19 protein-coding genes are annotated in these 21,381 nt (G+C 68.6%); 4 read left to right on the forward strand and 15 right to left on the reverse strand.

Going from position 1 to position 21,381, the window contains the following annotated elements; all coding sequences use genetic code 11:
- Window positions 1–30: 30 nt before the first annotated feature.
- Window positions 31–1,566, reverse strand: a complete 1,536-nt coding sequence (locus tag AZSP09_RS09145) for a sensor histidine kinase (protein ID WP_152089842.1) — start codon at window positions 1,564–1,566, stop codon at window positions 31–33.
- Complete coding sequence (locus AZSP09_RS09150; RefSeq protein ID WP_014235386.1) at window positions 1,532–2,215, reverse strand: response regulator transcription factor; 684 nt, start codon at window positions 2,213–2,215, stop codon at window positions 1,532–1,534. Before AZSP09_RS09150 ends, AZSP09_RS09145 begins: the two co-directional genes overlap by 35 nt.
- A gap of 438 nt (window positions 2,216–2,653) precedes the next feature.
- On the opposite strand from AZSP09_RS09150, the gene AZSP09_RS09155 reads away from it, so the two are divergent.
- Genes AZSP09_RS09155 through AZSP09_RS09170 form a run of 4 tightly spaced genes read left to right on the forward strand, consistent with a single transcriptional unit; the run spans window position 2,654 to window position 8,268 of the window.
- On the forward strand, window positions 2,654–3,640 hold the full coding sequence (locus tag AZSP09_RS09155) for an HlyD family secretion protein (protein ID WP_152089843.1): 987 nt from the start codon (window positions 2,654–2,656) through the stop codon (window positions 3,638–3,640).
- Between the two features lie 48 nt (window positions 3,641–3,688).
- Window positions 3,689–6,445, forward strand: a complete 2,757-nt coding sequence (gene rbbA, locus AZSP09_RS09160; protein WP_172974731.1) for a ribosome-associated ATPase/putative transporter RbbA — start codon at window positions 3,689–3,691, stop codon at window positions 6,443–6,445.
- 9 nt (window positions 6,446–6,454) lie between these two features.
- Complete coding sequence (locus AZSP09_RS09165; RefSeq protein ID WP_152089844.1) at window positions 6,455–7,591, forward strand: ABC transporter permease; 1,137 nt, start codon at window positions 6,455–6,457, stop codon at window positions 7,589–7,591.
- Between the two features lie 8 nt (window positions 7,592–7,599).
- Window positions 7,600–8,268 carry a CerR family C-terminal domain-containing protein gene (locus AZSP09_RS09170; protein ID WP_152089845.1) on the forward strand — a complete coding sequence of 223 codons (669 nt, stop codon included), beginning with the start codon at window positions 7,600–7,602 and terminating at the stop codon, window positions 8,266–8,268.
- Between the two features lie 76 nt (window positions 8,269–8,344).
- Here the strand turns inward: AZSP09_RS09170 and kdpE are convergent, their stop codons facing one another.
- From kdpE to AZSP09_RS09225, 13 genes are all read right to left on the reverse strand, one after another.
- Window positions 8,345–9,052, reverse strand: coding sequence for a two-component system response regulator KdpE (gene kdpE, locus AZSP09_RS09175; RefSeq protein ID WP_014235391.1), 708 nt, complete (start codon window positions 9,050–9,052; stop codon window positions 8,345–8,347).
- On the reverse strand, window positions 9,049–11,745 hold the full coding sequence (gene kdpD / locus AZSP09_RS09180) for a two-component system sensor histidine kinase KdpD (protein WP_014235392.1): 2,697 nt from the start codon (window positions 11,743–11,745) through the stop codon (window positions 9,049–9,051). The genes kdpE and kdpD overlap by 4 nt, the downstream gene beginning before the upstream one ends.
- A gap of 9 nt (window positions 11,746–11,754) precedes the next feature.
- Window positions 11,755–11,931: a hypothetical protein gene (locus tag AZSP09_RS19955; RefSeq protein WP_014235393.1), complete on the reverse strand. Its 177-nt coding sequence runs from the start codon at window positions 11,929–11,931 to the stop codon at window positions 11,755–11,757.
- A 10-nt stretch (window positions 11,932–11,941) separates the two neighbouring features.
- Window positions 11,942–12,244 (reverse strand): hypothetical protein, encoded by a 303-nt coding sequence (locus AZSP09_RS09185; RefSeq protein WP_014235394.1) that lies wholly within the window; start codon window positions 12,242–12,244, stop codon window positions 11,942–11,944.
- A 217-nt stretch (window positions 12,245–12,461) separates the two neighbouring features.
- A complete protein-coding gene (locus AZSP09_RS09190; protein WP_152089846.1) occupies window positions 12,462–13,298 on the reverse strand; it encodes a TorF family putative porin in 837 nt (278 codons plus the stop codon).
- Window positions 13,295–13,435 carry a hypothetical protein gene (locus tag AZSP09_RS19960; RefSeq protein ID WP_172974732.1) on the reverse strand — a complete coding sequence of 47 codons (141 nt, stop codon included), beginning with the start codon at window positions 13,433–13,435 and terminating at the stop codon, window positions 13,295–13,297. Before AZSP09_RS19960 ends, AZSP09_RS09190 begins: the two co-directional genes overlap by 4 nt.
- A 9-nt stretch (window positions 13,436–13,444) precedes the next feature.
- Entirely contained in the window at window positions 13,445–14,020 is a 576-nt protein-coding gene (gene kdpC, locus AZSP09_RS09195) for a potassium-transporting ATPase subunit KdpC (RefSeq protein WP_152089847.1), read from the reverse strand.
- 10 nt (window positions 14,021–14,030) lie between these two features.
- Complete coding sequence (gene kdpB / locus AZSP09_RS09200) at window positions 14,031–16,109, reverse strand: potassium-transporting ATPase subunit KdpB (RefSeq protein ID WP_152089848.1); 2,079 nt, start codon at window positions 16,107–16,109, stop codon at window positions 14,031–14,033.
- A 10-nt stretch (window positions 16,110–16,119) separates the two neighbouring features.
- On the reverse strand, window positions 16,120–17,928 hold the full coding sequence (gene kdpA, locus AZSP09_RS09205; protein ID WP_152089849.1) for a potassium-transporting ATPase subunit KdpA: 1,809 nt from the start codon (window positions 17,926–17,928) through the stop codon (window positions 16,120–16,122).
- Window positions 17,925–18,017, reverse strand: coding sequence for a K(+)-transporting ATPase subunit F (kdpF, locus tag AZSP09_RS09210; RefSeq protein ID WP_109040963.1), 93 nt, complete (start codon window positions 18,015–18,017; stop codon window positions 17,925–17,927). The genes kdpA and kdpF overlap by 4 nt, the downstream gene beginning before the upstream one ends.
- Before the next feature lie 505 nt (window positions 18,018–18,522).
- Window positions 18,523–18,966, reverse strand: a complete 444-nt coding sequence (locus AZSP09_RS09215) for a YaiI/YqxD family protein (RefSeq protein ID WP_014235402.1) — start codon at window positions 18,964–18,966, stop codon at window positions 18,523–18,525.
- Between the two features lie 251 nt (window positions 18,967–19,217).
- Window positions 19,218–20,867: a chaperonin GroEL gene (gene groL / locus AZSP09_RS09220; protein WP_014235403.1), complete on the reverse strand. Its 1,650-nt coding sequence runs from the start codon at window positions 20,865–20,867 to the stop codon at window positions 19,218–19,220.
- Window positions 20,868–20,909: 42 nt separating this feature from the next.
- Window positions 20,910–21,200: a co-chaperone GroES gene (locus AZSP09_RS09225; RefSeq protein ID WP_014235404.1), complete on the reverse strand. Its 291-nt coding sequence runs from the start codon at window positions 21,198–21,200 to the stop codon at window positions 20,910–20,912.
- Window positions 21,201–21,381: the final 181 nt, after the last annotated feature.

The raw sequence follows: 21,381 nt of genomic DNA on the forward strand, positions 1-21,381 counted from the left end.
AGACTTTGTGACATTTATTTCGCAACGCCCTCACACCGACCCCGGCGGCGGCAGGGAGCGGTTCCAGGCGGAGGCCAGGGGCGCATCTTCGGCCAACTCGGGACGGGGCTCCTGGTAGGCAGGGAAAACCACCCGGGCGATGCTGCCCTGACCCTTGGGATTGGGCCGCAGGCTGGCCTGGGCGTGGTGCAGCTCGGCGATCTCGCGGACGATGGGCAGGCCCAGGCCGGAGCCTTCGGTGCCCGCATCGTCCACCCGGTAGAAGCGCTCGAAAACCAGTTCGGACTGCTCCTCGGTGATGCCGATGCCGCTGTCCTCGATCTCCAGCACCACTTCCGATTCGCCGCCCTCGCTGCGCCGGCGCACCACCCGGCAGGTGACCAGGCCGCCCACGGGGGTGTAGCGCAGGGCGTTGTCGATGAGGTTGTTGATCATCTCCCGCAGCAGGAAGGAGTTGCCCTCGATCTCGGTGGCGCCGTCGGCCGGCTCGTAGCCCATGTCGATGTAGTTCTCCAGGGCCCGCATGACCCAGTCCTCGACGATCTCCCGCAGCAGCTTGTCCAGGTTCATGGGCGCCAGGGGCTGGCTGGCGGCGCCGCTGCCGGCCTCGGCCCGGGCCAGGGTGAGCAGCTGGTTCACCAGGTGGGAGGCCCGGTCCACCGCCCCGGCCATCTGCCGCAGGGCGTACAGCAGACGCTCCGGATCGTTCTCCCGCATGGCCAGCTGGGCCTGGGTCTTGAGGCCGGTGAGGGGGGTGCGCATCTGGTGGGCGGCGTCGGCGATGAAGCGGGTCTGGGCCTCCATGTTGCGCTCCATGCGCTCCAGCATGCCGTTGAAGGCCTCGATCAGGGGCTGCAGTTCTTCCGGCACCTTGCGCGTGTTGATGGGCGAGAGGTCGCCGGGACGGCGGGCCTCGATGCGGCTGCGCAGCTTGGTCAGGGGTTTCAGGCCTTGGGAGAGGCCGAACCAGACCAGGATCACCGCCAGGGGAATGATGACGAACTGGGGCAGGATGACGCTGGCGATGATCTTGTTGGCCAGCTGGGAACGCTTTTCCAGGGTCTCGCCCACTTCCACCACCAGCCAGCGGTCGTCGGGCCGGTTGGGATCGGCGAGGAACTGGTAGGCGATGCGCAGGTCCTGGCCGTTGAATTCGCCGTCGCGGAAGCTGATCTCGCCGGTGTCGTCCCGGGGCCGCACCAGCTCGGGGGCCACCGGCAGTTCCTTGTCGCCGGCCAGGCGCGTGCCTTCCCGGGTGATGACGTGAAAATAGACGCTGTCCACCTCGTCGGCCCGCAGCACGGCCCGGGCCGAGCCGGAAAGGTTGATCACCGGCTTGCTGTCGCTGTAGCGGATCTGCCGGGCGATGGCATTCACGTTCTCCCGCAAAGCCTGGTCGTAGGGATAGCCGGCGACGATGTTGGCGAAGTAGTGGGTGATGGCGATGCTGATGGGCCAGACGAAAAGCAGGGGCGCCAGCATCCAGTCCAGGATTTCCCCGAACAGGGAGCGCTGGGCGTCGCCCCCCTCCTTAGCGGCCGGCGCCGGGTTCTTGCGGCTTTTCAAGGCAGTAACCGAGTCCGCGCACGGTGGCGATACGCACCCCGCCGGATTCCAGCTTCTTGCGCAGGCGGTGGATGTACACCTCGATGGCGTTGTGGCTCACCTCCTCGCCCCAGCCGCACAGGTGGTCCACCAGCTGGTCCTTGGAGACCAGGCGGCCGACCCGGGAGAGGAGGATTTCCAGCAGCCCCAGTTCCCGGGCCGAGAGGTCCAGGTTCTGGCCGTCCAGCTGGGCCACCCGGCCGGCCTGGTCGTAGGTCAGGGCACCGCAGGTGATGACCGGGGCGGTGCCGGAGGAACGCCGGGTGAGGGCCCGCACCCGGGCCTCCAGTTCGGCCAGTTCGAAGGGCTTGGCCATGTAATCGTCGGCCCCCAGGTCCAGGCCCTTGACCCGGTCGCCGGTGCCGTCGAGAGCGGTGAGGATCAGTACCGGCAGCTGCACATTGCGGGCCCGCAGGCGCTTCAGCACCTCCAGCCCGGGCAGCTTGGGCAGGCCCAGGTCGAGGATGAGCAGGTCGTAGGAATTGGTCATCAGGGCCGTATCGGCCTCCAGACCCGTATAGGCGCAGTCGACGGCGTAGCCGCCCTGCCGCAGGGAACGGGAAAGCCCGTCCGCGATGATTTTGTCGTCTTCAGCCAGGAGTATGCGCATGGAGGATAAGAGCCTGATCCGCGTAAGTTTTATGTAAGCCCGCGCCCTTAATCTGGCGCCGCTGTTCTCCTTTTATGGTCTTAGGAGTCTCGCTTCGGCGGGACTCGGGGGGCGGTTCGATTCCTGCACCGAATCGTCCCCTGCCATCTTTCTTGCGCGCTTTTTCTGTGCGTGCTGCGTTCCCGCCTCCGCTTCGTCCTCGCTCGGCCACTGGCCAAAAACCGCCTCTGGCGCCGCTTTCCGCCGCACGGACGTTCCTTACGGGAACCTTTTCAGTGTAACAAATTCGCCCCTCTCCGGTTGCTGCGCCGCGTCATGGACAGCACTGCCAGTTCCATCCGGACGGCATCATTTCATTCAAATGAATGAAATGGCACAATGGAGCCATTCAAAGCGCCGGCCATCCCCCAGGCGCCGCATCCTCCGCGGAGAATCCCCATGCCCTCCCCTGCCCCCACCTCCATCGCCCGCCGGGCCGTGCCCCTGGTCCTGGTCGCCGTGCTGCTGCTCGGCGGCGCCATCGCCTACCGCCTGCGTCCGCCGGCCCTTCCCCCCGGCATCGCCACGGGCAACGGCCGCCTGGAAGCCATCGAAGTGGATGTGGCAACCAAGGTGGCGGGCCGCCTGGCCGAGGTCAACGCCCGGGAAGGGGACAGCGTGCCGCTCAACGCAGTCCTCGCCCGCCTCGACGCCGAGGACCTGGCCGCCCAGCTGCAGGCGGCCGAAGCCCAGATCCGCCAGGCCCGGGAAAGCACCCGGGAAGCCAAGGCCGGAGTAAACAGCGCCGCCAGCCAGCGGCGCCTGGCCCAGTCCACCCTGAAGCGGACCGAAGCCCTGGTGCAAAAGGGCTACGTCACCGGCAACAAGCTGGACCAGGACCAGAGCACCCTGCAGACCGCCGACGCGGCCCTGGCCGCGGCCCAGACCCGGGTGGCCGAGGCCGTGGCGGCGGTGGAATCGGCCCAGGCCAAGGCCGAGGCCCTGCGCGTCAGCCTGCGCGATACCGCCCTGCGGGCGCCCCTGGCCGGTCGGGTGCTGTACCGCCTGGCCGAACCGGGCGAGGTATTGGCCGCCGGCGGCAAGGTGCTGACCCTGCTGGACATGAACGACATGTACCTGACCATCTACCTGCCCACGGCGGAAGCGGGCAAGGTGGCCGTGGGCGACGAGGCCCGCATCGTCCTCGACGCCCTGGAGGCGCCCATTCCCGCCCGGGTCAGCTTCGTCGCGCCGAAGGCCCAGTTCACGCCCAAGGAAGTGGAAACCCGCAACGAGCGGGAAAAGCTCATGTTCCGCCTGAAGCTGCGGGTGGAGCCGGAATGGCTGGCCCAGCACGCCGACCTGGCCAAGCCCGGCATGCCCGGCGTCGGCTACGTGCGCACCGCCGCCGACGTGGCCTGGCCCGCCAAGCTGCAGCTGCGCTGATCCCGCCTCCGGCCCTGCTCCAACCACTCCCACTCCCGGCCCGCCACCATGGCCTCACTGGACACCGCCGCTCCCATCGCCCGCCTCGCCGGCGTCAGCCTGCGCTACGGCCAGGTTGATGCCCTGGCGGACGTCACCCTGGACCTGCCCGCCGGCGGCATGGTGGGGCTGATCGGCCCGGACGGCGTCGGCAAGTCCTCCCTCCTGGCCCTGGTGGCCGGGGCCCGCAAGATACAGACGGGACGGGTGGAAGTGTTCGGCGAGGACATGGGCAGCGCCCGGGTGCGGCCCCGCCTGCAGCCGCGCATCGCCTACATGCCCCAGGGCCTGGGCAAGAACCTCTACCCCACCCTGTCGGTGGCGGAAAACGTGGATTTCTTCGGCCGCCTCTTCGGCCAGGGCAAGGCCGAGCGGCAGCGGCGCATCGACGAACTGCTCGCCGCCACCAACCTCTCCCCCTTCCGTGACCGGCCGGCGGCCAAGCTCTCCGGCGGCATGAAGCAGAAGCTGGGACTGTGCTGCGCCCTCATCCACGACCCGGACCTGCTGATCCTGGACGAGCCCACCACCGGCGTCGATCCCCTTTCCCGGCGCCAGTTCTGGGAGCTGATCGACCGCATCCGGGCCCGCCGCCCGGGCATGAGCGTGCTGGTGGCCACCGCCTACATGGAAGAGGCGGAGCGCTTCGACTGGCTGGTGGCCATGGACGCCGGCCGCATCATCGGCACTGGCAGCGCCGCCGAGCTGAAGGCCCGCAGCGGCGCCGCCACCCTGGAGCAGGCCTTCATCAGCCTGCTGCCGGAGGAACGGCGCCAGGCCCACAGCCAGCTGGTGATCCCGCCCCTGCCGCCGGACGGCCACGACTTCGCCATCGAGGCGGAGGGCCTGACCCAGCGTTTCGGCGACTTCACGGCGGTGGACCGGGTCAGCTTCCAGATCGGCAAGGGCGAGATTTTCGGCTTCCTCGGCTCCAACGGCTGCGGCAAGACCACCACCATGAAAATGCTCACCGGCCTGCTGCCGCCGACGCAGGGCAAGGCCAGCCTGTTCGGCAAGACGGTGGACGCCAACAACCTGGAGACGCGCAAGCAGGTGGGCTACATGTCCCAGGCCTTCTCCCTCTACGGCGAGCTGACGGTGGCCCAGAACCTGGACCTGCACGCCCGCCTCTTCCACCTGCCGCCGGAGAAGATCGGCCCGCGCATCGCCGCCCTCGCCGAACGCTTCGACCTGACGCCTTACGCCGACGCCCCGGCGGCGGACCTGCCCCTGGGCATCCGCCAGCGTCTCTCCCTGGCGGTGGCGGTGGTGCATGAGCCCCGCCTGCTGATCCTGGACGAGCCCACTTCCGGCGTCGATCCCATCGCCCGGGACCAGTTCTGGGCCCTGCTGGTGGAGCTATCCCGGGAACAGGGGGTAACCATTTTCATCTCCACCCACTTCATGAACGAGGCCGAGCGCTGCGACCGCATCAGCCTCATGCACGCCGGCAAGGTGCTGGCCAGCGACACCCCGGCCGCCCTGCAGGCCGCCCGGGGCGCCGATTCCCTGGAGGCGGCCTTCATCTCCTACCTGGAGGAAGCCAGCGGCGCCGCCCCGGCCCAGCACCAGGACCCGACACCCGCCGACGCCCTGCCCGCGCCGACGGCAGCGGCGCGGGCGCCCCACCGGCACAAGGCCTTCAGCTTGCGCCGCCTGCTCGGCTACGCTTACCGGGAAGCACTGGAGCTGCGCCGCGACACCATCCGCCTCACCTTCGCCCTGCTCGGCTCGGTGCTGCTGATGTTCGTGCTCGGCTACGGCATTTCCATGGATGTGGAAGGCCTGCGCTTCGCCGTGCTGGACCGGGACCAGTCCCCCGAGTCCCGGGACTACATCGACAACATCGCCGGCTCCCGCTACTTCCTGCAGCAGCCGCCCATCGCCGACAGCGCCGAGCTGGAGCGGCGCATGCGCGATGGGGAACTGACGGTGGCCCTGGAAATCCCCCCCAATTTCGGCCGGGACCTGCACCAGGGCCGCTCGCCGGAAGTGGGGGCCTGGGTGGACGGGGCCATGCCCTACCGGGGCGAGACCACCCGGGGCTACGTCCAGGGCCTGCACCAGCAGTACATCGTCAAGCTGGTGACCGAGGCCACCGGCACCGCCCCCACCCTGACCTGGACCGACGTGGCCCTGCGCTACCGCTACAACCAGGACTTCCGCAGCATCTACGCCATGGTGCCGGCGGTGATCCCCCTGCTGCTGGTGTTCATCCCGGCCATCCTCATGGCCCTGGGCGTGGTGCGGGAAAAGGAGTTGGGCTCCATCACCAACCTCTACGTGACCCCGGTCAGCCGCCTCGAATTCCTCATCGGCAAGCAGCTGCCCTACGTGGTGGTGTCCATGCTCAGCTTCTTCGCCCTGGCCCTGCAGGCGGTGCTGGTCTTCGGCGTGCCGATCAAGGGCAGTTTCCTCGCCCTGGCCTGCGGCGCCCTGCTCTACGTGGTGTGCACCACCGGCCTGGGCCTGCTCATCTCCACCTTCACCAAGACCCAGATCGCCGCCCTCTTCGGCACCGCCATCCTGACCATGCTGCCGACGGTGCAGTTCTCCGGCCTCACCACCCCGGTGGCCTCCCTGGTGGGCGGCGCCTACTGGATCGGCCAGTTCTTCCCCGCCACCTACTTCCTGGTCATCAGCCGCGGCGTGTTCACCAAGGCCCTGGGCTTTGCCGACCTGGGACAGCAGTTCCTCGCCCTGGCCTGCTTCATTCCGGTGCTGACCCTGATTTCCCTGGCCCTGCTGCCCAAGCAGGAGAAATAGGAAACGACCATGGACCGCCACGGCACGCTGGCCAACATCTTCCGCCTGGGGCTCAAGGAGCTGCGCAGTCTGTGGGCCGACAAGGTGCTGCTGGTACTGATCGTCTGGGCCTTCACCGGCGGCATCTACAGCGCCGCCAAGGGCGTCTCCCAGGAACTGCGCAACGCCCCGGTGGCGGTGGTGGACGAGGACCGCTCGCCCCTTTCCACCCGCCTCATCGGCGCCCTGACGCCGCCCTACTTCAAGACGCCGGACCTCATTTCCATGGCCCAGATGGACCGGGCCCTGGACCAGGGCCGCTATTCCTTTTCCCTGGTCATTCCCGCCAATTTCCAGCGGGACCTGAAGGAAGGCCGGCGCCCGACCCTGCAGCTGAACATCGACGCCACGGTGATGAGCCAGTCCTTCATCGGCGCCAGCTACATCCAGAACATCGTCGCCGGGGAACTCAACGAATACCTCACCGGCAAGCGGGACAGCAGCGCCCCGCCGATCCGCCTCACCACCCGGGTGCGCTTCAACCCCAATCTCACCGGCTTCTGGTTCGGCGGCGTCATGGAGGTGATCAACAACATCAACATGCTGACCATCATCCTGGTGGGGGCCGCCTTCATCCGGGAGCGGGAGCACGGCACCCTGGAACACCTGCTGGTGATGCCCCTGACCCCCTTCGAGATCATGATGGCCAAGGTCTGGGCCAGCGGCGCCGCCGTGCTGCTGGCCGCCAGCGTCGGCCTCATCGCCGTGATCCAGGCCATCATGCAGGTGCCCATCGCCGGCTCCGTGCCCCTGTTCCTCTGCGGCGCCGCCCTCTACCTCTTCTCGGCCGCCTCCATCGGCATTTTCCTCGGCACCATCGCCCGTTCCATGCCCCAGTTCGGCCTGCTCTTCATCCTCACCATCGTGCCCCTGCAACTGCTCTCCGGCGGCGTCACGCCCCGGGAGAGCATGCCGGAAGTGGTCAGCGACATCATGCTCGGCGCCCCCATCACCTACTTCGTGCGCCTGGCCCAGGCCATCCTCTACCGGGGCGCCGGCCTCGACACGGTGTGGCCCGAATTCCTCGCCATCACCGGCATCGGCGCCATCTTCTTCCTCATCGCTCACGCCCGCTTCCGCAAGTCGGTGACCCAGACCCAGGTGTAGGACGCGCCATGGCCGAACTGCCCGAACTGCACAGCGACGACACCCGGGAACGGCTCCTGGCCGCCGGCCTGGCCCTCTTCGGCCGCCACGGCTACGACGGCGTCACCACCCGCATGCTGGCCGCCGCCGCCCGGGTGAACCAGTCGGCCCTTCCCTACCACTTCGGCGGCAAGGAAGGGGTGTACCGGGCTGTTGCCGAATTCATCGCCGCCGAGATGGGGCCCCGCATCCAGAGCCTGACCCGGGAGGCGGAACGACGCCTGCAGGACCCGGCCACCGACCCGGGCGAACTGCTGGTGCAGGTGGTGCGGGACCTGGCCGCCGCCTCCTTCGTCCCCGGCCATCCCCTGGCCTGGTTCATCTTCCTCACCCGGGAGCAGTTCCACCCCACGCCGGCCTTCGACGTGCTCTACGAGCGCTTCACCCGCCCCGGCCACACCCTGGTCAGCCGGCTCCTGGCCCGGGTCAGCGGCCAGCCGGAGGATTCGCCCGAGAACCTGCTGCTGGCCCACGCCCTCATCGGCGCCATGGTCGCCTTCGGCTCCGCCCGCACCACCCTGCAGCGACGCCTGGGCTGGTCGGAAAGCGATTACGAGCCGGCCCAGCTGCAGGCCATGCTGGCGGTCATCGAGCAGCACTGCCGAGCTACGGTGGCGGGCCTGCGACGGCAGGCCTGAGAGACAGCAGGGACGCCACTCTCCAGGCATCCATGGCGGAGATGGCCGCCGATACTGGCTCCCGGGCCAGGCCCCATTACACCGCCAGCCGGTAACCGACGCCGGATTCGGTGAGGATGTGCCGCGGCATGGCCGGGTCGTCCTCCAGCTTGCGCCGCAGGCCGGCCATGTACACCCGCAGGTAATGGGCGTGCTCCACATGGCTGGGGCCCCACACCTCCCGCAGCAGCTGGCGGTGGGTGAGGACCCGGCCGGCGTTGGCCACCAACTGGCTCAGCAGCCGGTATTCGATGGGGGTCAGATGCACCGCCTCGCCGTGGCGGCTGACCTGGCGCCGGGCCAGATCCACCTCCACCGGGCCGAAGGCGAACACCGGCGGCATGTCGCCGCCCCGGCCGGCGCGGCGCAGCAGGGCCCGCACCCGGGCCAGCAGTTCGGGAATGCCGAAGGGCTTGGTCAGGTAGTCGTCGCCGCCCGCATCCAGGGCCGCCACCTTGTCGCTCTCGTCGCTGCGGGCCGACAGCACCAGCACCGGCACCCCGGACCAGTTGCGCAGGTCCCGGATCAGATCGACGCCGTCGCCGTCGGGCAGGCCCAGGTCCAGCACCAGCAGGTCGGGCTTGCGGGTGCCGGCCTCGATCAGGCCCCGGGCGGCGGTGTCCGCCTCCCACACGGTGCAGCCCTCCGACTCCAGGGCGGCGCGGACGAAACGGCGGATCTGGGGCTCGTCCTCGACGATCACCACCACCGGGGCAAGGCGCTCCTGGCCGGCGGCGGGATTCACAGCAGCTCCGTCGGCAGGGCCGGGGGCTGGCCCAGGGGTAGGGTGAACACGAAGCGGGCGCCGGGGCCGTCGCTACGGTTCTCCGCCCACACCTTGCCCTTGTGGGCATCGACGATGGCGCGGACGATGGCCAGGCCGAGGCCGACGCCGGGAATGGCCGACTCGTCCTGGCCCCGGGTGAATTTCTCGAACAGGCCCGCCTCCTTGCCCGGCGGCAGGCCCGGCCCGTTGTCGCTGACGCTCACCAGCACCCGCTCCGCCTCCCGGCGGGCGCCGATCTCGATGAGGCTGCCCGGCGGCGTGTACTTGGCGGCATTTTCGATGAGATTGCAGAACACCCGTTCCATCAGCACGGCGTCGAACTCCAGCAGGGGCAGGTCGGCGGGCAGGTCCACCCGCACCCGGTGTTGGGCCAGAACCGAGGCCCGGGCCTGGAGCGCCGCCCCCACCACTTCCTCCAGAGGCTGCCACTCCTTCTTCAGGGTCACCTGGCCCGACTGCAGCCGGGCCATGTCCAGCAGATTATGCACCAGGGCGCTGGTGCGCATGGCCTCGCCCCGGATGGCCTGGGCCAGCTCGGCCTGGGCCGGCGGCAGGGCGCCGCCCAGGCTGAGGGAGTCGGCCAGCCCCACCAGGGCCGTGAGGGGGGTGCGCAGGTCGTGGGAGAGGGCCGCCAGCAGGCCGTTGCGCAGGCGCTCCGACTCCATCTGCACCAGGGCTTCCTGGGCCACCTCGATGTAATGCACCCGCTCCACGGCGATGGCCACCAGGGTGGCGCAGGTCTCCAGCAGCCGCTCCTGTTCCGGCGAGGGCAGCCAGGGCTGCTCCCGGGGCAGCACCGCCAGCACGCCCCGGGTGCGCATCGGCGCCTTCAGGGGCAGGTAGCGCATGGGGGCCGAGGGCAGGGTGTCGGTGGAGTGGCCGGCGGCCTCGCCGTGGTCCGCCGCCCACTGGGCGATACCCAGGTCCACCGGCAGGTCGGCCGGCAGCCCTTCGGGCAGGCTCAGGCGCTCCTGCTGGCCGGGCACCAGCAGCAGGGCCCGGGCCTGGAAGCCCTGCTGCACGAAGCGCCGGGTGATGTCGTCGATCTGCTCCACGGTGAGGGCCGCCGACAGCTCCCGGGCCATCTCGTAGAGGGCGTCGCTGCGCCGCTCCCGGCTCTGGGCCACGTCCACCTGAAAGCGCAGGCCGGCGGTGAGCTGGGCGGTGATGAGGGCCACCGCCAGCATCACGGAAAAGGTCAGCAGGTACTGCACGTCGCTGACGGCGAAGGAGAGGCGCGGCGAGACGAAGAAGAAATCGAAGGCGGCGACGGAGAGGAAGGCGGCCAGGATGGCCGGGTTGCGCCCCAGCTTGACTGCGGCGAAGAGCACCGCCAGGAGGAACAGCATGACGATGTTGGCCAGGTCCAGGGCGCCGTGCAGGGGCGTCGCCACCAGGGTCACGGCAGCCACGGCGGCCGCCGCCAGGCCGTAGCCCCGCACATTGACTGCGGCGGGCCGGGCCGGACCGTCCGGGAGCGGCGGCGCTTCGCCGTCCACGCCATCGCTGGCCACCTGCATCACGTCCAGGTCCGGCGCCTGGCGGGCCAGGCGCCGCGCCAGGGAAGTGCGCCAGGGCAGCCAGCGGCGCCAGTCGCCGGGCAGTTCCCGGCCCAGCAGGACCTTGCCCAGATTGTGTTCCCGGGCGTACTGGATGGCCGCCGCGGCGGCATCCTGGCCCGGCCGGTTGGCCGTCTCGGCCCCCAGCTCCTGGGCCAGGCGCAAGCTCTTCAGCACCCGCCCCCGCTCCCCTTCGGGCAGCCGCTGGTAGCGGGGCGTCTCCACATAGAGGGCGTGCCAGGGCACCTCCAGCTGGGTCGCCAGGCGGGCGGCACTGCGCACCAGTCGCTCGCTGCCGGGGCCCGGACCGATGCACACCAGCAGGGATTCCCGGGTCGGCCAGACGGTGCTCACCGACTGGTCGCGGCGGTAGGCCCGCACGTCGTCGTCCACCCGGTCGGCGGTGCGGCGCAGGGCCAGTTCCCGTAGGGCCAGCAGATTGCCCTTGCGGAAGAAGTTGGCCATGGCCCGCTCGGCCTGCTGGGGCACGTACACCTTGCCGGCCTTGAGCCGGGTCAGCAGCTCCTCCGGCGGCAGGTCCACCAGCACCACCTCGTCGGCGGCATCGAAAAGGCGGTCGGGTACCGTCTCCCACACCCGGGCGCCGGTGATGCGGCCCACCACGTCGTTGAGGCTTTCCAGATGCTGCACATTGACCGTGGTGAACACGTCGATGCCGGCAGCCAGGAGTTCCTCCACGTCCTGCCAGCGCTTGGGGTGGCGGCTGCCAGGGGCATTGCTGTGGGCCAGCTCGTCCACCAGCACCAGGTCCGGCGCCCGCTGCAGGGCGCCATCCAGGTCGAATTCCTGCAGGCGGCGGCCCCGGTGCTCGACCTGCCGGGAAGGCAGCAGCTCCAGGCCCTGGACCAACTCGGCGGTTTCCCGCCGGCCGTGGGTTTCCACCACCCCCACCGCCACGTCCACGCCCTGGGATTGCAGGGTACGGGCGGCGGCCAGCATGGCGTAGGTCTTGCCGACACCGGGGCTGGCGCCGAAGAAAATTTTCAGGCGGCCGCGGCGGGCCTGGATTTCCTCCGCCTCCAGGCGGGCCAGGAGGGCGTCGGGATCGGGGCGTTGCAGAGGATCGGACATGGGTGGAGTTTATTCCTTGGCGGCAGCGCGCAGGGCCAGCTCGGCCAGGATGCGCTGCCGCACCTGCTGGCGCAGGCGGTGTTTGCACTGGGGGCCGCAGGTCAGCTGGCGGCCGTAGGCGAAGGGATGCTCGACGGCGTTGATCGGGTGCCGGGTGCCGCAGACGGGACAGATATGGATGGGCATGGCCGTACCCTCACAGGCGCTGCTCGGCGTAGCGGGCCAGGGCCGCCGGCTGGTCGGCGATGCTGGCGGCCACCAGATAGACCTCCCGCCCCGGCCCGTCGCCGAGGGCCACGGCCAGGGCGATGCCGGCGGCCCCGGCCGCCACCGCCAGCCGCAACGGCGCCTCCCAGGCCGCCAGGTAGCTGGCCAGGGCACGACGCCCGACGCTGTCGCGGGAGAAGGAAACCTGGCCGAGGGCTCGGCCCTGCTGGCGGGCAGCCAGTTGCAGCTGGTCGCCGTCGATACGGATTCCGATACAGACATTGGCATTCATAGGACACCTGGGAACGAAGGGTGGCGCGGCACCCGATGCCCACAGATTAGAAAAGGGGCCGTTGCAATGGGGTCAAAAATAGCCGAAGCCGTATCAAGATGGCGTTAAGAATCGCCCCCCAAATTCGGCAGCAACAAAAAAAACCGGCCCGGGCGAAGCCTGGGCCGGCACAAGAAACAGCTTCCCCGGGGGAGGTGGAAGCTGCTGTCGGAACCCGTTAGAAGGAACGTCCCACCTGGAGGACGAGACGGTCCTTGTTCAACTCCCGGGTTTCGCCATTGGCAGCGGAAAGGCCGCCTACCGGAGGCCGGTAGAAGCGGTCGTTGGTGGCGCCGACCCAGGCGCCGGAGAGGCTCCAGCCGCCGCTGAAGGTCCTGGTCAGACCGAGGCGGTAGTCGGTGTAGTCGGCGCTGATGCCGCCGTAGGTGGCTTTGACGTCGGTGCGGCCCAGGTGCAGGTTGAGGGTCAGGTCCTCGGCCAGGGGCACGTTGGCGCTCAGGTCGTGGTAGAGGCTGCCCTTGGTGTCGCCGCTGTAGCCGGTCTTGGCGTTGGCGCCGAAGTAGTCCGTGAGGGACACGGACAGCTTGTAGCTGAGCCAGCGCCAGGAGAAGCCGCCGTTCAGCTCGAAGTTGTCGAACTTCTGCCCCGGCAGGGAACAGGGGGCCGCCCAGGCGGCGGAGGGACAGGTCCCTTTGTCCACATTGGCACCGGGATACCAGTAGCCGTAGCCGCCGACGGTATAGCCCCAGTCGTCGTCCAGCTTGCCGTTGTAGCCGGCGTAGTAGTCCACCTCCAGGTTGCCGCCCGGGTAGGAGTTGCCGGAGACGTTGGAGGCCCACAGGCCGGCATAGAGGCCGTTGCGGTGGGCCAGGTCCACGCCGCCCTGGAGGGCGGGGCCGCCCCAGGTCTGGTCGATGCCGCGGAAACGGTATTCGCTGACCAGGTTGAGATTGCTGCTGACGGTAAGGTCCGGGGCGGCCTCCGCCTCAGCCCGGACAGTGCCGGCGGCAAGCAGAAGCAGGGGCAGAAGTACAAAGTGCTTGGAGTTGTTCATGGGTTTTTCCTGTTTTGGGGTGAAGGGGAAGAAGCCGGGGGACGGTGTCCCAGCAGCCAACCGGCCAGGGCGATGGGGGCGAAAATGGCCAGCAGCGCCAGCAGCAGGTGGCAGAAGTCCAGGAGCGGGCCGGTCATGGCGGGGCCTCAGGGCGCCACCTGGTCCAGGGCCCGGTTGAGGGCCAGGACATTGACCCGGGGCTCGCCCAGGAAGCCCCATTGGCGCCCTTCCGTGTGGCGCTCCAGCAGGGCCAGCACCCGGGCTTCGGGCAGACCCCGCAGGCGGGCCACCCGGGGCGCCTGCCAGCGGGCTGCGGCGGGGCTGATGTGGGGGTCGAGGCCGCTGGCGGAGGCCGTCACCAGATCCACCGGGATGGGGGCCTGCTGGCTAGGGTCCGCCGCATTGAGAGCAGCGATGCGCTCCTGTACCGCCGCTTCCAAGGCCGGGTTGAGGGGCCCCAGGTTGGCGCCGCCGGAGCTGCCGCCGTTGTAGGGCATGGGGGCGGTGGCGGAGGGGCGGCCCCAGAAGTAGCGGGGGTCGGAGAAGGGCTGGCCGATGAGGCGGGAGCCCACGGCCTGGCCATTCTCCTTGAGCAGGCTGCCGTTGGCCTGGTCGGGCATGGTGGCCTGGGCCAGGCCGGTGACCAGGGCCGGGTAGGCGGCGCCGGTGAGGGCGCTGAGCAGCGCCAGGAGGATCAGGGCGGGTTGCAGTTCCTTGAGCATGGAAGTCTCCTTAGGCCAGATGCAGGCCGACAAGCATGAGGTCGATGGCCTTGATGCCGGCGAAGGGCACCACCAGGCCGCCCAGGCCGTAGACCAGCAGGTTGCGGCGCAGGATGGCGGCGGCGCCCTGGGGCCGGTAGGCCACGCCCTTCAAGGCCAGGGGGATGAGGGCGACGATCACCAGGGCGTTGAAGATCACCGCCGAGAGAATGGCCGAGGCCGGCGTCGCCAGGCCCATGACGTTGAGCACGCCGAGGGCCGGATAGGTGGCGGCGAAGGCGGCCGGGATGATGGCGAAGTACTTGGCCACGTCGTTGGCGATGGAGAAGGTGGTGAGGGCGCCCCGGGTCATCAGCATCTGCTTGCCCGTCTCCACGATCTCGATCAGCTTGGTGGGGTTGGAATCCAGGTCCACCATGTTGCCGGCCTCCTTGGCCGCCTGGGTGCCGCTGTTCATGGCCACCGCCACGTCGGCCTGGGCCAGGGCCGGGGCGTCGTTGGTGCCGTCGCCGGTCATGGCCACCAGGCGGCCGTCCTGCTGGTGCTGGCGGATCAGCTTGAGTTTGGCCTCCGGCGTGGCCTCGGCCAGGAAGTCGTCCACCCCGGCCTCGGCGGCGATGGCGGCGGCGGTGAGGGAGTTGTCGCCGGTGATCATCACCGTCTTGATGCCCATGCGGCGCAGTTCGGCAAAGCGCTCCTTGATGCCGCCCTTGACGATGTCCTTCAGTTCCACCACCCCCAGCACCCGCGCGGCGCCGGCGCTGGATTCGGCCACCGCCAGGGGCGTGGCGCCGCGGCGGGCGATGTCGTCCACCGCCTGCTGCACGGCGGCGGTCCATTCGCCGCCCAGGGCCAGGATGTGGGCCTTGACTGCATCGGCGGCGCCCTTGCGGATGCTGCGCCCCTGCCAGTCGATGCCGCTCATGCGGGTCTGGGCGGTGAAGTGCACGAAGCTGGCGCCGTCGGCGTGGATGTCCCGGCCCCGCTGGTGCAGGCGCTCCTTGGCCAGGGTGACGATGGAGCGGCCTTCCGGCGTTTCGTCGGCGAGGGAGGCGAGCAGGGCCGCCTCGGCCAGTTCCTTCTCGCTGACGCCGGCGGCGGGGGCGAAGGCGGCAGCCTGGCGGTTGCCCAGGGTGATGGTGCCGGTCTTGTCCAGCAGCAGCACATCCACGTCGCCGGCGGCTTCCACCGCCTTGCCGGAGGTGGCGATGACGTTCTTTTCCATCATCCGCCCCATGCCGGCGACGCCGATGGCCGAGAGTAGGCCGCCGATGGTGGTGGGAATGAGGCACACCAACAGGGCCACCAGCACCGTCACCGTGACCGGGCTGCCGCTGCCGGTGACGCCGACGCTGTAGATGGAGAAGGGCAGCAGGGTCGCCGTGGCCAGGAGGAAGGTCAGGGTCAGGGCCACCAGCAGGATGGTCAGGGCGATCTCGTTGGGCGTCTTCTGCCGCCTGGCCCCTTCCACCATGCCGATCATGCGGTCGAGGAAGGTCTCCCCCGGATTGACGGTGATCTTCACCACCAGCCAGTCGGAGAGCACCCGGGTGCCGCCGGTGACGGCGCTGAAGTCGCCGCCGGACTCCCGGATCACCGGGGCCGATTCGCCGGTGATGGCCGATTCGTCCACCGAGGCCACGCCTTCCACCACCTCGCCGTCGCCTGGGATGACGTCGCCGGCCTGGACCAGCACCACGTCGCCCTTGCGCAGGTCCTCCGAGGGCACGGTATGGAAAGGGGCGCCGGCGTGGGCTTCCCGCAGCTTCTTGGCCCACACGGTCTTCTTCAGGCCCTTCAGGGCGGCGGCCTGGGCCTTGCCCCGGCCCTCGGCCACGGCCTCGGCGAAATTGGCGAAGAGCACGGTGAACCACAGCCACAGGGTGATGGCCAGGATGAAGCCGGCGGGGGCCTCGCCCTCCCCGGCCAGGGCCTGGAGCCACAGGCCGGTGGTGAGCAGGCTGCCCAGCCAGACCACGAACATCACCGGGTTCTTCACCTGGTAGCGGGGGGAGAGGCGCTTGACCGATTCCCAGGCGGCTTCTTGCAGCAGGGCCCGGTCGTAGAGGGATTGGCTTGTTGTTTTCATCGAGGACTCCTTAGCGGACGCCGACCATCTGCAGGTGTTCCACCACCGGCCCCAGGGCCAGGGAAGGCAGGAAGGTCAGGGCGCCGACCACGATCACGGTGCCGATCAGCAGCACCACGAACAGGGGCGTATGGGTCGGCAGGGTGCCGGCGGAAGGGGGAATGCGCTTCTTCGCGGCGAGGGAACCGGCGATGGCCAGCACCGCGGCGATGATGGTGAAGCGGCCGAAGAGCATGGCCAGGCCCAGGGCGGTGTTGTAGTAGGGCGTGTTGGCGCCCAGGCCGGCGAAGGCGCTGCCGTTGTTGTTGGCGGCGGAAGAGAAGGCGTACAGCACTTCCGAGAAGCCGTGGGCACCGGGGTTGAAGACGCCCGCGGCACCCGCCTCCAGCATCAGGCTCAGGGCCGTGCCCAGGAGCACCGCCAGGGGCGTGGCGAGGATGGCCACGGCGGCCATCTTCATCTCGTAAGCCTCGATCTTCTTGCCCAGGTATTCCGGAGTGCGGCCGATCATCAGGCCGGCGACGAAGACGCCGACGATGGCGAACACCAGCATGCCGTAGAGGCCGGAACCGACGCCGCCGAAGACCACCTCGCCCAGCTGCATCAGCCACATCGGCACCAGGCCGCCCAGGGGCGTGAGGGAATCGTGCATGGCATTGACGGCGCCGCAGGAGACGGCGGTGGTGACGGTGACGAAGAGGGAGGTGGCGCTGATGCCGAAGCGGGCCTCCTTGCCTTCCATGTTGCCACCGGCCATCAGCTCGCTGCCCTGGGTGGCCAGACCGAGCCGCTCGAACAGGGGGTTGCCGGCCTGCTCGGCCCACACTTCCACCGCCAGCAGGGCCACCAGGATGGCGGTCATGGCGGCGAGGATGGCCAGGCCCTGGCGCAGGTCGCCGACCCAGCGGCCGAAGGTGAAGCAGAGGGCGGCCGGGATGAGGACGATGGCCAGCATCTGCAACAGGTTGGAAACCGGGGTCGGGTTCTCGTAGGGATGGCTGGAATTGGCGTTGAAGAAGCCGCCGCCGTTGGTGCCCAGGTGCTTGATGGCGATCTGGCTGGCCGCCGGCCCCAGGGCCAGGGTCTGCTCCCTGGCGGTGGCCGCCTCCAGCACCGGCTTGCCCGCGGCGTCGAGCACGGGCTGGCCGTCGGCGCCGACCGTGGGCTGTTCATAGTCCACCGCCTGGGTCAGGGGCACGCTGACGTAGGGCGCCACGCTCTGCACCACGCCCTGCCCCACCAGAGCGAGGGCCAGGATCAGGGACAGGGGCAGCAGCACGTAGAGGGTGGAGCGCACCAGGTCGATCCAGAAATTGCCGATACCGCCGGCCTCCTTGCGCTGGAAGCCGCGCATCAGGGCCACCACCACGGCCATGCCGGTGGCGGCGGAGAGGAAGTTCTGCACCGCCAGGCCGAGCATCTGGGTCAGGTAGCTCATGGTGGTCTCGCCGCCGTAGGCCTGCCAGTTGGTGTTGGTGACGAAGCTGACAGCAGTGTTGAAAGCCAGGTCCGGCGTGGTGTTGGCCATGGCCTGGGGATTGAAGGGCAGCCACAGTTGCAGGCGCTGCAGGGCGTAGACGGCGAGCACGCCGAGCAGGCTGAAGGCCAGCACGGCGCCGGCATAGCGGCGCCAGCCCATGTCGTCGCCGTGACGCACGCCGGCCAGGCGGTAGCAGAAGTTCTCCAGCGGCCGCAGCCAGGCCACGAAGGCCGGCAGGTCGCCCCGGTAGATGCGGGCCATGTACAGCCCCAGGGGCCAGGCCAGGAGAAAGAGGACGGCGAAGAAGAAGCCGTACTGCAGGAGGAGGTTGGCGCTCATGAGAAATCCTCCGGGTAGAACAGCACGGCCAGCAGATAGGCGAAGAGGCCAATAGCCACCGCCAGGGCGATCAGGTAAAGGGGCGCCATCACGACCTCCGCAAGCGGTCGAAACAGGCCACCAGGCCAGCCGTCAGGGCAAAGAAGCCGACGGCCAGGCCGATGTAGAACAGGTCCATGGAAATCCTCCGTATGCAGATGGAACATCACGCTCGAACTGTAGGCGGGGAGGAATCAAGACCTTGCTAAAGCTGGGGAGGGGCTCGTTAAGATGGCGTAAAGACGCCGGACCGGCTTCAAGACCTGGCTGAAAAGGCAATAGGGACGGCCATCTTCAGGCAGCCATAGCCGAAATGCCCGTCCTTGCTGCCTCCCAGCCGAGGCGATGAGAGCAGAGACAACGTGCGGGAAGGAGGAGCGCAGGCTCGGGCGGGGCGCCATGACACCCGGCGGCAAGAGGAAATGAAGGACGACGGGGCCTGCCGCGACACTGCCTTCGGACGGGGCTCTCCGGGACCGGCTACGCCGAAAGGAAAGGGACGGGCGCCGCCAACGGCGCCGCTGCGGCGGTTCTAACGGAAGGAACCGGAGCGCCTCAGCCCCGGGGCAGCAGGCGCTCCAGTTGCTGGGCGAAGGCGTGGCGGTCGGACTGGCTCATGGCGGCAGGGCCGCCGGTGTCGACGCCGGAAGAGCGCAGGGTGTCCATGAAATTGCGCATGGAGAGGGCGGCCTGGATGGAGCCCTTGTCGTAGGGCTCGCCCCGGGGCGTCAGCACCCGGGCGCCCTTGGCGATGACTTCCGCCGCCAGGGGAATGTCGGCGGTGATGACCAGATCCCCCGCCGCCACCCGGGCGACGATCTCGTTGTCCGCCACGTCGAAGCCCTTGGGCACCTGGATGCTGCGCAGGTAGGGCGAGGGCGGCGCGTAGAGGGCCTGGTTGGCCACCAGGGTGACCAGGATTTGGGTGCGCGTCGCCACGCGGAAGAGGATTTCCTTGATGGCCTTGGGACAGGCATCGGCATCGACCCAGATTTGCATGGTCTGCGGGTTCCGAACGGGAGAATGGCCGGCAGCTTACCGCAAGCGCCCCCAACTGGCAGCGGGGCGGGCCGGATTCCGTCCGCCGCCCGGAACCGGGACCGGGGAACTTCGCCGGACGGGAGTGCCGCTGCCGCCGGCGGATGGAGCCCCGCCGGCGGAGCTGCTGCGGCGGTGTCGGCAGGCAATCCCAAAAGAAAAAGCCCGGCTTCAAGCCGGGCTTTTTTGCAGCAGATGCTGGCAGGGGCGAATTACATGCCCATGCCCATGCCGCCCATACCACCCATGCCGCCCATGTCGGGCATGCCGGCGGCGGGCTTGTCTTCGGCCAGCTCGGCCACCATGCAATCGGTGGTCAGCATCAGGCCGGCGACGGAAGCGGCGTTCTGCAGAGCGGTGCGCTCGACCTTGGTGGGGTCCAGCACGCCCATTTCCACCATGTCGCCGTACTCGCCGGTGGCGGCGTTGAAGCCGAAGTTGCCCTTGCCTTCAACCACCTTGTTCACCACCACGGAGGGCTCGTCGCCGGCGTTGGCAACGATTTCGCGCAGGGGCTGTTCCAGGGAGCGCAGCACGATCTTGATGCCGGCGTCCTGGTCGTGGTTGTCGCCCTTCAGGTTGCCCAGGTTGGCGCGGGCGCGCAGCAGGGAAACGCCGCCGCCGGGGACGATGCCTTCTTCAACGGCAGCGCGGGTGGCGTGCAGGGCGTCTTCGACGCGGGCCTTCTTTTCCTTCATTTCGACTTCGGTGGCAGCACCCACCTTGATCACGGCCACGCCGCCGGCCAGCTTGGCCACGCGTTCCTGCAGCTTTTCGCGGTCGTAGTCGGAGGTGGCGGCTTCGATCTGGGCGCGCACCTGGGCCACGCGGGCCTTGATGGCGTCTTCGGAACCGGCGCCGTCGATGATGGTGGTGTTTTCCTTGCCCACTTCGATGCGCTTGGCTTGGCCCAGGTCGTCCAGGGTAGCCTTTTCCAGGGTCAGGCCCACTTCTTCGGAGATCACCTGGCCACCGGTCAGGATGGCGATGTCTTCCAGCATGGCCTTGCGACGGTCGCCGAAGCCGGGAGCCTTGACGGCCACGGTCTTCAGGATGCCGCGGATGTTGTTCACCACCAGGGTGGCCAGGGCTTCGCCTTCCACGTCTTCGGCGATGATCAGCAGGGGACGGCCGGCCTTGGCGACTTGTTCCAGCACGGGCAGCAGGTCGCGGATGTTGGAGATCTTCTTGTCGAACAGCAGGACGAAGGGATTGTCCATGACGGCAATCTGCTTGTCCGGGTTGTTGATGAAGTAGGGGGACAGGTAGCCGCGGTCGAACTGCATGCCTTCGACGACGTCCAGTTCGTTGTTCAGGGACTTGCCGTCTTCAACGGTGATGACGCCTTCCTTGCCGACCTTTTCCATGGCATTGGCGATGATGGTGCCGATGTCAGCGTCGGAGTTGGCGGAAATGGAACCGACCTGGGCGATTTCCTTGGTGGTGGCACAGGGCTTGGAAATCTTCTTCAGCTCTTCGATGGTGGCGGCGACAGCCTTGTCGATACCGCGCTTCAGGTCCATCGGGTTCATGCCGGCGGCCACATACTTCATGCCTTCGCGCACGATGGCCTGGGCCAGCACGGTGGCGGTGGTGGTGCCGTCACCGGCCAGGTCGGAGGTCTTGGAAGCGACTTCCTTGACCATCTGGGCGCCCATGTTGGCGAACTTGTCCTTCAGTTCGATTTCCTTGGCCACGGACACACCGTCCTTGGTCACGGTGGGGGCGCCGAAGGAGCGCTCCAGCACCACGTTGCGGCCCTTGGGGCCCAGGGTCACCTTGACCGCGTCGGCCAGGACATTGATGCCTTCGACCATGCGGGCGCGGGCGGAATCACCGAATTTGACTTCTTTAGCTGCCATTGAAATTCTCCAGAATCTGTTGAATGGGAAAGGGGGAGAGGCTTAGGCCTCGACCACGCCCATGATGTCTTCTTCGCGCATGACCAGCAGTTCCTGGCCGTCCACCTTGACGGTCTGGCCGGCGTACTTGCCGAACAGGACGCGGTCGCCCACTTTCACGTCGGGGGCGTTCTGCTTGCCGGAATCGTCACGCTTGCCGGGGCCAACGGCCAGGACTTCACCCTGATCGGGCTTCTCACCGGCGGAATCGGGGATGACGATACCGGAAGCGGTGGTGCGCTCAGCTTCGACGCGCTTGACGATCACACGGTCGTGCAAGGGACGGATTTTCATAGGGATAGCTCCTTGTAACGAAGTTATTGCAGGGATTCAGGGGCCTATCGGCCCGGTCAGGCGGGGTGGTGAAGGCCTAGCCTGTTAGCACTCACCCCGAGCGAGTGCTAATAATAGGGGCGCCTCCCGGTGATTTCAAGGGCGGCCAGACACAATTGTTTTTCGGAAAAAAATCGGCAGA

Origin of the sequence: Azospira sp. I09 (genome assembly GCF_009177135.1) — a bacterium.
In the GTDB taxonomy this organism is placed as follows: Bacteria; Pseudomonadota; Gammaproteobacteria; order Burkholderiales; family Rhodocyclaceae; genus Azospira; species Azospira oryzae.

Bases quoted from the DNA above. Each gene is read 5' to 3' on its own strand.
- AZSP09_RS09150 (WP_014235386.1), bottom strand. From the start codon at position 2,215: ATGCGCATACTCCTGGCTGAAGACGACAAAATCATCGCGGACGGGCTT.
- AZSP09_RS09155 (WP_152089843.1), top strand. From the start codon at position 2,654: ATGCCCTCCCCTGCCCCCACCTCCATCGCCCGCCGGGCCGTGCCCCTG.
- rbbA (WP_172974731.1), top strand. From the start codon at position 3,689: ATGGCCTCACTGGACACCGCCGCTCCCATCGCCCGCCTCGCCGGCGTC.
- AZSP09_RS09165 (WP_152089844.1), top strand. From the start codon at position 6,455: ATGGACCGCCACGGCACGCTGGCCAACATCTTCCGCCTGGGGCTCAAG.
- AZSP09_RS09170 (WP_152089845.1), top strand. From the start codon at position 7,600: ATGGCCGAACTGCCCGAACTGCACAGCGACGACACCCGGGAACGGCTC.
- kdpD (WP_014235392.1), bottom strand. From the start codon at position 11,745: ATGTCCGATCCTCTGCAACGCCCCGATCCCGACGCCCTCCTGGCCCGC.
- AZSP09_RS19955 (WP_014235393.1), bottom strand. From the start codon at position 11,931: ATGCCCATCCATATCTGTCCCGTCTGCGGCACCCGGCACCCGATCAAC.
- AZSP09_RS09185 (WP_014235394.1), bottom strand. From the start codon at position 12,244: ATGAATGCCAATGTCTGTATCGGAATCCGTATCGACGGCGACCAGCTG.
- AZSP09_RS09190 (WP_152089846.1), bottom strand. From the start codon at position 13,298: ATGAACAACTCCAAGCACTTTGTACTTCTGCCCCTGCTTCTGCTTGCC.
- AZSP09_RS19960 (WP_172974732.1), bottom strand. From the start codon at position 13,435: ATGACCGGCCCGCTCCTGGACTTCTGCCACCTGCTGCTGGCGCTGCTG.
- kdpC (WP_152089847.1), bottom strand. From the start codon at position 14,020: ATGCTCAAGGAACTGCAACCCGCCCTGATCCTCCTGGCGCTGCTCAGC.
- kdpB (WP_152089848.1), bottom strand. From the start codon at position 16,109: ATGAAAACAACAAGCCAATCCCTCTACGACCGGGCCCTGCTGCAAGAA.
- kdpA (WP_152089849.1), bottom strand. From the start codon at position 17,928: ATGAGCGCCAACCTCCTCCTGCAGTACGGCTTCTTCTTCGCCGTCCTC.
- kdpF (WP_109040963.1), bottom strand. From the start codon at position 18,017: ATGGCGCCCCTTTACCTGATCGCCCTGGCGGTGGCTATTGGCCTCTTC.
- AZSP09_RS09215 (WP_014235402.1), bottom strand. From the start codon at position 18,966: ATGCAAATCTGGGTCGATGCCGATGCCTGTCCCAAGGCCATCAAGGAA.
- groL (WP_014235403.1), bottom strand. From the start codon at position 20,867: ATGGCAGCTAAAGAAGTCAAATTCGGTGATTCCGCCCGCGCCCGCATG.
- AZSP09_RS09225 (WP_014235404.1), bottom strand. From the start codon at position 21,200: ATGAAAATCCGTCCCTTGCACGACCGTGTGATCGTCAAGCGCGTCGAA.